Source organism: Microbacterium sp. (assembly GCF_011620715.1).
Lineage (GTDB): Bacteria > Actinomycetota > Actinomycetes > Actinomycetales > Microbacteriaceae > Microbacterium.
The window spans coordinates 20,065-28,797 of sequence record NZ_WOYP01000022.1; the positions used below are offsets into that span (position 1 = coordinate 20,065).

General features: G+C 67.8%; 8 protein-coding genes and 1 other RNA gene. 5 read left to right on the forward strand and 4 right to left on the reverse strand.

Going from position 1 to position 8,733, the window contains the following annotated elements:
- Window positions 1-8 precede the first annotated feature (8 nt).
- Window positions 9-380 carry a hypothetical protein gene (locus QZV84_RS02340; RefSeq protein ID WP_292824719.1) on the reverse strand — a complete coding sequence of 124 codons (372 nt, stop codon included), beginning with the start codon at window positions 378-380 and terminating at the stop codon, window positions 9-11.
- A gap of 187 nt (window positions 381-567) precedes the next feature.
- On the opposite strand from QZV84_RS02340, the gene prfB reads away from it, so the two are divergent.
- The 4 genes from prfB (at window position 568) to smpB (ending at window position 4,404) form a co-directional block, all read left to right on the forward strand.
- Window positions 568-1,683, forward strand: a complete 1,116-nt coding sequence (gene prfB, locus QZV84_RS02345) for a peptide chain release factor 2 (RefSeq protein WP_292824737.1) — start codon at window positions 568-570, stop codon at window positions 1,681-1,683.
- A 105-nt stretch (window positions 1,684-1,788) separates the two neighbouring features.
- The gene (ftsE, locus tag QZV84_RS02350) at window positions 1,789-2,916 is read left to right on the forward strand and encodes a cell division ATP-binding protein FtsE (protein ID WP_292824722.1); all 1,128 of its coding nucleotides are present in this window, start codon (window positions 1,789-1,791) and stop codon (window positions 2,914-2,916) included.
- Complete coding sequence (gene ftsX / locus QZV84_RS02355; RefSeq protein WP_292824725.1) at window positions 2,913-3,827, forward strand: permease-like cell division protein FtsX; 915 nt, start codon at window positions 2,913-2,915, stop codon at window positions 3,825-3,827. The genes ftsE and ftsX overlap by 4 nt, the downstream gene beginning before the upstream one ends.
- Window positions 3,828-3,927: 100 nt before the next feature.
- On the forward strand, window positions 3,928-4,404 hold the full coding sequence (gene smpB / locus QZV84_RS02360; RefSeq protein WP_292824728.1) for an SsrA-binding protein SmpB: 477 nt from the start codon (window positions 3,928-3,930) through the stop codon (window positions 4,402-4,404).
- Between the two features lie 49 nt (window positions 4,405-4,453).
- Here the strand turns inward: smpB and QZV84_RS02365 are convergent, their stop codons facing one another.
- The 3 genes from QZV84_RS02365 to QZV84_RS02375 form a co-directional block, all read right to left on the reverse strand.
- Window positions 4,454-5,917, reverse strand: a complete 1,464-nt coding sequence (locus QZV84_RS02365) for an MFS transporter (RefSeq protein WP_292824731.1) — start codon at window positions 5,915-5,917, stop codon at window positions 4,454-4,456.
- A gap of 33 nt (window positions 5,918-5,950) precedes the next feature.
- Window positions 5,951-7,240 carry a M20/M25/M40 family metallo-hydrolase gene (locus tag QZV84_RS02370; RefSeq protein ID WP_292824733.1) on the reverse strand — a complete coding sequence of 430 codons (1,290 nt, stop codon included), beginning with the start codon at window positions 7,238-7,240 and terminating at the stop codon, window positions 5,951-5,953.
- Window positions 7,241-7,315: 75 nt separating this feature from the next.
- The gene (locus QZV84_RS02375; protein WP_292824734.1) at window positions 7,316-7,987 is read right to left on the reverse strand and encodes an SIMPL domain-containing protein; all 672 of its coding nucleotides are present in this window, start codon (window positions 7,985-7,987) and stop codon (window positions 7,316-7,318) included.
- A gap of 169 nt (window positions 7,988-8,156) precedes the next feature.
- Here QZV84_RS02375 and ssrA point away from each other — a divergent pair.
- Window positions 8,157-8,525: a transfer-messenger RNA gene (gene ssrA / locus QZV84_RS02380) on the forward strand.
- Window positions 8,526-8,733 lie beyond the last annotated feature (208 nt).

Consider the following 8,733-nt stretch of genomic DNA (forward strand, 5'->3'; position numbering starts at 1 on the left):
GCCGCGTACTACGCTTGCGCGCTCCGCGGTGCGCGACCAGCCGCGACCAGGCCGATGACCGGCACGGCCCAGAGTGCTATCGCGACGATGAGTTCTGCGGTCGAGAGGGCGATAACGGGGATCCCGAGCCCTTGCGTGGCGTCCGTCACCGACTGCGGTTCGAGCACCGACTCGGGCATCGGGGACAGCAGCACCTGCAGCAGCGACAGGGTCCAGTGCGTGGAACCGGCAGCATAGAGAGCGCCTACCAGGAGGGAGGCCGAAGCCAGCGCGAGGGTCACGATCCCGCACACCCGCGCCGTCCGCGATGTGCGGACGATTCCCATGACCACGCACCCGACGCCGAGCGCGATGTACAGCGCGAGGAAGACGAACAGCATGGTTCCACGGTATCGGCGCGTGAGTGCTACCAGCTACCGGGGCTGCGGCATCCGTCCAGATGACGGTCCGCTGTCGATGGCCGCGCTCGCAGCACGGCACATCGCGACCAACGGCGCGAAGGCCGGGGCGGCTGCAATACGGGTCGAGGCGCGGCCGGTCATCGCATGCACGTTAGTCTGGACTGTCATGCTTGATTTCGATCTGTCCGCCGATATTCAGGCGCTGCGCTCCACGTTCGCCGACATCAAGTCGGTCGTCGACGTCGATGCGCTCACCGCCGAGATCGCCCGTCTGAGTGAGGCCGCAGGTGTGCCCGACCTGTGGGACGACCCCGAGAAGGCGCAGAAGGTCACGAGTGCGCTCAGCCACCGTCAGTCCGAGCTCGCCCGCATCAGCGGCATCGAGCGGCGGCTTGACGATCTCGAGGTCATGGTCGAGCTCGCCAATGAGATGGACGACGAGGATGCCGCCGAAGAGGCGCGTCACGAGCTCGCCGAACTCGAGGACGTCATCGGCCAGCTCGAAGTGCAGACGCTGCTGGACGGCGAATACGACGAGCGCCCGGCCGTGGTCACGATCCGCGCCGGCGCCGGGGGAGTGGACGCGTCCGACTTCGCCGAGATGCTGCTGCGCATGTATCTACGGTGGGCCGAGCAGCACAAGTACCCGGTCACGATCATGGACTCGTCTTACGCCGAAGAGGCCGGCATCAAGTCGGCGACCTTCGAGGTCGACGCGCCTTACGCGTTCGGCACGCTCAGCGTCGAGGCCGGCACGCACCGGCTGGTGCGCATGAGTCCGTTCAACTCGGCCGGCAAGCGCCAGACCAGCTTCGCGGCGGTCGAGGTCATCCCCCTGCTGGACGAAGCGGTCGAGGTCGAGATCCCCGAGAGCGATTTGCGCGTCGACGTGTTCCGCTCCTCAGGGCCGGGCGGCCAGTCGGTCAACACGACCGACAGCGCTGTGCGACTGACCCATCTTCCGACCGGCACCGTCGTGTCGATGCAGAACGAGAAGTCGCAGATCCAGAACCGCGCCGCCGCGATGCGCGTGCTGCAGTCGCGCCTGCTGATCCTTCAGAAGGAGCAGGAAGCCGCCATCAAGAAGGACCTCGCCGGTGTGATCACAGCGAGCTGGGGCGACCAGATGCGCTCGTACGTGCTGGCGCCGTACCAGATGGTCAAGGATCTGCGCACGGATTACGAGGTCAACAACCCCTCCGCCGTGTTCGACGGCGACCTCGACGGCTTCATCGCCGCCGGCATCAAATGGCGAAAGCGCCCTACCGGTACCGGCGACTGACCTTCGGTCTCGCCGTCGCCGCAGTCGCCGCAGTCCCGGCGAAATGAGTTCGGGCGGGTGTCGCACGACGAACCGGGGGATGCCGCCGCTTAGGCTCGTCAGGCCATGATCCGGTTCGAGAACGTCACGAAGCGCTTCCGCGGCACAGTGAAGCCCGCCCTCAGCAATGTGGACTTCGAGGTGCTCCGCGGCGAGTTCGTGTTCCTCGTCGGCGCCTCCGGCTCCGGCAAGTCGTCGTGCCTGCGTCTGATCCTGCGGGAAGAGACGCCGAGCGACGGACGTGTCGTGGTGCTCGGCCGCGATCTGCGGTCGCTGTCGAACCGCAAGGTGCCCTACTTCCGCCGACACGTCGGCGCGGTGTTCCAGGATTTCCGGCTGCTGCCGAACAAGACCGTGTTCCAGAACGTGGCTTTCACACTGCAGGTGATCGGCTCCTCGCGAGGGTTCATCCAGCAGGCGGTGCCCGAGGTTCTCGCGCTCGTCGGCCTGGCCGGCAAAGAGAAGCGGTTCCCGCACGAGCTCTCCGGCGGAGAGCAGCAGCGCGTCGCGATCGCGCGGGCCTTGGTGAACCGCCCCCAGGTGCTGCTGGCCGATGAGCCCACCGGCAACCTCGACCCCGCGACCTCGGTCGATATCATGCAGCTGCTCGCCCGGATCAACGCCGGCGGCACCACCGTGGTGATGGCGACCCACGAGGCCGGTTTCGTCGACCAGATGCAGCGCCGCGTGATAGAGCTCGTCGACGGCGAGATGGTGCGCGACGAGCGCCACGGCGGCTACGGCGACACGTCGGGCCTGCCGAGCCTCGCCCCCGAGCCCGAACGCGGTGCCGCCGCGGTCGCCGCTCTCACCGCCGTCCTCGAGGTGCAGCGCGAAACGGCGCTCAGCGCTTCCTCGGCCGTCTCGGCCGCCTACGGTCATGGCTCGACGGCCACTCCGGCCGCAGAGACCGCGGATGACGAACTCACAGCGGATGCGGCATCCCCGGTCGCCGAATCGGTCACGCGACCCGTCGTCGACGTTGACCCTGTCGCCGGTGAACCTCCCGCCGGTGATCCTCCCGCCGCAGGGGCCGCGAGGCACGCCGAAACACCCGCCGAGAGCCTCCCGCCGCGGACGCAGCCGGTGCCGCTCGTCGACATCGCCGAGGTCGACGTCGCCGAACTCGGGCTCGCAGATCGGCTCGGTCTGGGCGAGACAGATCCCGGCGACGAAGTGGGGCCCACCTCGTGAGGGTCGGTCTGGTTCTCTCCGAGGCGCTGACGGGTCTGCGGCGCAACGCGTCCATGGTCATCTCCGTCGTGCTGGTGACCTTCGTCTCGCTCACCTTCGTCGGCGCCGCGATCCTCATGCAGATGCAGATCGGCCAGATGAAGGACTACTGGGCCGACCGCGCCCAGGTCGCGATCTACATGTGCACCGCCATCTCGCAGGCGCCGACCTGCACCGACGGTGTCGCAACCGACGAGCAGCTCGCCGAAGTGCAGGCCAAGCTCGACGGCCCCGCCATCTCGCCTCTCATCCGTGACATGCGGTTCGAAGACCGCGACCAGGCTTATGCGAATGTGATCGAGCTGCTCGGCGCGGACTACGCCGGCGTCATCACGCCCGAGCAGCTCAATGAGACGTACTGGATCAACCTGGTCGACCAGAGTCAGTCCAACGTGATCGTCGAGGCCTTCACGGGGCAGCAGGGCGTGGAAGAGGTCAAGGACCAGCTGCAGTACCTCGAACCGCTCTTCTCGGCGCTCACGGTCGCGACCTACATCGCGGTCGGCATCGCCGCCCTCATGCTCGTCGCGGCAGTGCTGCTGATCGCGACCACGATCCGCCTGTCCGCCTATGCCCGCCGGCGAGAACTCGGCATCATGCGACTGGTCGGCGCGTCGAATCGGTTCATCCAGACGCCGTTCATCCTCGAGGGCGTCTTCGCAGCGCTGCTCGGCTCGCTCCTGGCGGGCGCGGCGATCATCGCCGGCGTGCACTTCGGCGTCGACCAGTACCTTCGTCAGCGCGTGGACTTCGTCACGACGTGGGTGAGCGTCGCCGACGCCTGGGTGGTGGTGCCGATCCTGATCGTGATCGGAGCCCTCCTCGCCGCGCTCTCGGCCGGCTTCGCGATCCGCCGCTGGCTGCGGGCCTGACGCTCGTCGTTCGCCGGGTCGGCTAGACTGACAGGCTGCCGGGCGCCTGGTTCGGCATCCCACAAGTCTTGAATCAGCTTCTGAAAGACACGGAGTCGTCATGCCCAAGGAACGCGGTGAGAAGGTCGTCGCGACCAATCGTCGCGCCCGCCACGAGTACACGATCGAGAAGACGTACGAAGCCGGACTGGTGCTGACCGGCACCGAGGTGAAGTCGCTGCGGCAGGGCCGCGCGAATCTCTCCGACGGGTACGCGTACATCGACGGGGGAGAGGCATGGCTGGATGCCGTGCACATCCCGGAGTACTCGCAGGGCCACTGGACGAACCACGCGACCAAGCGCGTGCGCAAGCTGCTTCTGCACAAGGACGAGATCGTGAAGCTCTCGCACGCGGTCTCGGCGGGCGGATACACGCTCGTGCCCCTCAAGCTCTACTTCTCGGACGGTCGCGCCAAGGTCGAGATCGCGATCGCCAAGGGCAAGCACGAGTGGGACAAACGACAGACGCTGCGCGAGCGTCAGGACAAGCGCGAGGCCGAGCGCGCGATGCGCTCGAAGAACCGCCTCGGCGACTGACCCCGGCGGGATGCTTCGGCCCGGCCGACGGAGCCGGGCAGGCGGCGGGCTAGCGCACCACCGGCTCGGCGCCGGCCTCTTCGATCGCGCGGTCGGTGAACGCCGTCTTGGGCACGAATGCCAGCGCCACTGCCGCGACGAGCGCCGTCACACCGCACACGATCCAGACGGTGAAGTAGCCGCTCAGCGAGCCGGCGGTCCCCTCCGCCCCGGACGCGGCACCGGTCACGCCGTGCAGCAGGGCGATGCCGAACACGCACGAGGCGATCGCGCCTCCCACGGTCTTGACCGAGTTGGTCAGGCCGGTCGCGACGCCGGTCTGGGTCGGAGGTGCAGCGGATGCCGCGGCCGCGGGTAATGCGGCGACCAGGGCACCCGAGCCCAGCCCGACGATCACCATGTTCACGATGATCTGCCCGTACGAGTCGTGGAATGGCAGGAACAGCAGGAAGCCGATGCCGACGAGAGTCGACGCGCCCATCAGCGTGAGCCGCGGCGCCGTGAGCCGGGCGATCAGGGGAAACAGCAGGGCGCCCGTGATCATCGCGATCAGGTAGATGCCGATGATGAGTGAGGTCGCGAAACCGGTCGTGCCGAGTCCGTAGCCGTACACGTCGGGGTCGGTGCGGGCGAAGGTCGACAGCGGCGCCTGCGCGCCGAGCACGCTCATGCCGAACAGCCCCGCCGTGAGGAAGACCGGGCCGAGCGCGGGCGAGCGGAACATGCGCACGTCGATGAGCGGGTCGTCGTGGCGCAGCTCCCACATCGCGAACGGGATGACGAGCAGGATGCCGAGCACCACGACCGTCCAGGACCACGGGTTCACGAGCCCGCCCTCGAGGCGCAGCAGGCTCAGGCCGCCGGTGAAGCAGATGAGGGCGAGGGAGATCAGGATCAGGCCGACCGTGTCGAACACCCCGCCGGTCGGCTCGGGCGATTCCTTGACCCCGAAGAGGATCACGAAGAAGCACGCGACGATCAGTACGGGCGGCACGAGCAGCACGACTGTCAACGGCAGGGCGTCGATGAGGGCGCCGCCGACGAGCGCGCCGACGATCGCGCCGGTCTCGAGCGCCGCCACGAGGAATCCGGCGGCCCGCGCGGTGATAACCGACCGCCCCTCCATGCGGCGCGACCGCGACCAGATCAGGGCGATCTCCAGCGGCAGCCACACGACGTAGAAGCCCATGATCGCCCATGCGGCGAGGAAGATCGGGAACGAGTCGGTGAACGGGAGCACGAACCCGGCGAGCCCGGTGATCAGGGTCGAGATCAGGAGCATCCGCTTGTGGCCGACCATGTCGCCGAGCTTTGCGAACGCCGGCACGACGAGTGCCGACAGCATGAGCTGGGCGCCCTCGAGCCAGTTCACATCGGCATCGTGGATGCCCAGGTGCCGAGCGATGTCGGTGAGCATGGGCGTGTAGTAGCCCTGCAGCACGCCGCTGGTGAACTCGACGAACGCGAGGAAGCCGACGACGGTCGCGAGGGTGCCCAGTGCGGCGCGCTTCATCGCGGCTCCTTTACACAGCGGGTTCGGGTGCGATCACTGTAGCCGCTGCAGCAGCGCCCGATGGAACACCTCTCCGCGCTCGAGCGACGCGATCTCGACCCGCTCGTCCACGCCGTGGATGGACGCGCGCTGCGCGTTCGACATCCGCAGCGGAGCGAACCGGTACACGGCGGGCGAGAACCGGTGGAAGTGCCGGCTGTCGGTCGCCGCCATCATGACGTACGGCACGGTCGCGGCATCCGGATACGACTCCTTCACCGCGTCGACGATCAACGCGAACTGGTCGTTGTCGGTCGGGGACTCAGGAGAGGGTTCGCTCGACTCGACGATCGTGACCTCGACGAGCGGATCGCGGATGCGGCGCTTCACGCGCCGGACCGTTCCGGCGACCGTCTCGCCGAGAGCGATACGCAGGTTGAGCGTCGCGGACGCCTGCGAGGGCAGCACGTTCGCCGCAGTTCCGCCCTGCTGCATGGTGGCGGCCACCGTCGTGCGCACGAGAGCTGCCGGTTCGCCGCCCATCGCCGCGAAGATCCGCGCGGTGAGAGCCGGGAACGTTGCGAGCGTGCGCAGGAGCGTCTGGTCGCGACCGCGGGCCTTGTCAGCGAACAGGCTCAGCATGCGGGTGATCGCCGCCGGGGTCCGCGCGGGGAAGGTTCCGGGGTCGAGCCGATCGATCGCCCGTGCGATACGGCCGACCGCCGTGATCTTCGGCGGGGCGGAGGCGTGACCGCCGTCGCCGCGGGCGTTCAGCCGCAGGGTCGCGACGCCCTTCTCGCCGACGCCGACCATGGCAGCATCCCCGAGCGCGAACGGCAGCGGTGCGTCGACGATCGCGCCTCCCTCGTCGAGCACGAGCCACGGCACGATGCCGCGTTCGCGCAGCGTGGTGGCGATCGAGGCAGCTGCCGCGCCGTAGGTCTCTTCGTTCCCGCCGAACGACAGGTACACGTCGCGGGCAGGAGTGAAATCCGCCGCCAGCAGGTTCTCGACGGCCTCGAGCACGACCAGGAGGGGTCCTTTGTCATCGAGCGCGCCGCGCCCGAAGACCCAGCCGTCCTCGACGCGTCCCTCGAACGGCGGGTACGTCCATGCGTCGGACTCGTCGACCGGAACGACGTCGTAGTGCGCCATCAGCACGATGGGCTGAGCGGATGCCGCCTCCCCGGCCCAGTGGAAGAGCAAGCCGAAATCGGTGATCCGCTCGAGGGAGAGGTGCTCATGCACCAGCGGGTACAGCTCCGCCAAGAGGGCCACGAAGTCCTCGAATGGCTGAGATCCGCGGGAGTCGAACTCGGCGCTCACGGTCGGCATCTTGATCATGCGCGAAAGGCGCTCACCCACGCCCGGGCGCGGTGTCAGGGTCTCCGTCAGGGGAGCGGGCTCAGCAGACACCGTTCAGCCGGCGGTGAAGCGCGCCTCGACGGCGGCGCTGACGACGATGTCTTCGGGCTGCAGTTCCACGGCGGGGGCGCCGCCCGAGTCCATCGACGCCATCGCCATCGCACGCATCATCTTCGGCTCCGGCGCAGGCCCCGCGGAGGCATCGGTGAGCAGGCCGAGGTCGGCGATCTCGAGCGGTGTCAGGGTGGCCAGGCTGATCGCTGAGGCGTACGCGGTCGCGCGGTCGACGGCGACCTTGACCGCCTGCGCGGCGACCTCGGCTTCGGTGGCCTTGGCGGTGGCGGGGGTGAGCTGCCAAGTGACGTTGTCGACCTGTACGCCATCGCGCTCGGCGACGTCGCTGATCCACCACGAGAGGGCGGCGAAGTCGGTGAAGGTCGCTGTGATCTCGACCGAGGCGTAGTGAACGAGCGCCAGCTGCCTGCCCTCGTTGTTCCACGGGCGGTTCGCCCAGACCGACACGCGCTGGCTCGACCAGTCGCTGACGCCGCCGGCATCCTTCCGAGTCGCGAGATCGTCGCGGAGGGGAGCGGCCAGGGCCGCGATCCTCTCGACGACCGCGCCCCGTTCGGGGCCTTCGGCGCGCACGGAGAGGTGCGCGACAGCTTCTTCGGGGGCGACGCGGGTTTCGTGTTCTCCGCGAACGCTGATGGTGACTTCGCTCATGGCTCCGACTCTACGCGCGAGCGCCTGAGGAGCATGGTCGGGGAAAGCCGACGAGGAATGACGGGGATGCGGCATCCGTTGTAGACTGTAATGCTCGGCACCCGATGGGTCCGAGGTGCAAAACTACACAGCGCGTGACAGCGGCCCTCTGCAGGTCAGGGGAGTGCATGGGGATGATCGGTTTCGACATCGCCTGAGCTCCTGCGAGAAGCGGGCCGAGGATGCAGGGTTATCTCGTAAACGATCTCTGCAAACCAATAAGTGCCAATTCAAAGCGCACTGAGTTCGCCCTCGCTGCCTAAGCGAGCCTGAACTCCGTCAGACCGTAGGCGATCCCGCTACGGACCCTGGCGTCATCTAGGGGACTTGCTGCGTGATGGCGTCTGGACGTCGCGCGGGACTCTTCCCAGACTGGGCCCGTCGACCTAGATGCCTGTGGCAAAGGTCGGGGCCGAGCAGAACGTCAGCACAGGCTACGCCCGTAGAAGGCGCAGAGACACAGCGATGGACGGGGGTTCGATTCCCCCCATCTCCACCAATCCGCTGTCACGTGAAATGGGCCCGAGAGCCGCGCGGAAGTACGCCGGTTCTCGGGCCCATTTCTTTGGTTTTGGTTGGTCATGCAAAGCCGCATCGCCCACAAATCGCCCACAACCTATTGGCGCATAATCGGAGGAAACGGCGTCAGGACGCTGTGCGATGAGGGTTCCCGATGGCGATGTTCGCGCGCTGCTCAGCGCAGAGAG

Bases quoted from the DNA above. Each gene is read 5' to 3' on its own strand.
- QZV84_RS02340 (WP_292824719.1), bottom strand. From the start codon at position 380: ATGCTGTTCGTCTTCCTCGCGCTGTACATCGCGCTCGGCGTCGGGTGC.
- QZV84_RS02370 (WP_292824733.1), bottom strand. From the start codon at position 7,240: ATGATCAAGATGCCGACCGTGAGCGCCGAGTTCGACTCCCGCGGATCT.
- ftsE (WP_292824722.1), top strand. From the start codon at position 1,789: ATGATCCGGTTCGAGAACGTCACGAAGCGCTTCCGCGGCACAGTGAAG.
- QZV84_RS02365 (WP_292824731.1), bottom strand. From the start codon at position 5,917: ATGAAGCGCGCCGCACTGGGCACCCTCGCGACCGTCGTCGGCTTCCTC.
- prfB (WP_292824737.1), top strand. From the start codon at position 568: ATGCTTGATTTCGATCTGTCCGCCGATATTCAGGCGCTGCGCTCCACG.
- smpB (WP_292824728.1), top strand. From the start codon at position 3,928: ATGCCCAAGGAACGCGGTGAGAAGGTCGTCGCGACCAATCGTCGCGCC.
- QZV84_RS02375 (WP_292824734.1), bottom strand. From the start codon at position 7,987: ATGAGCGAAGTCACCATCAGCGTTCGCGGAGAACACGAAACCCGCGTC.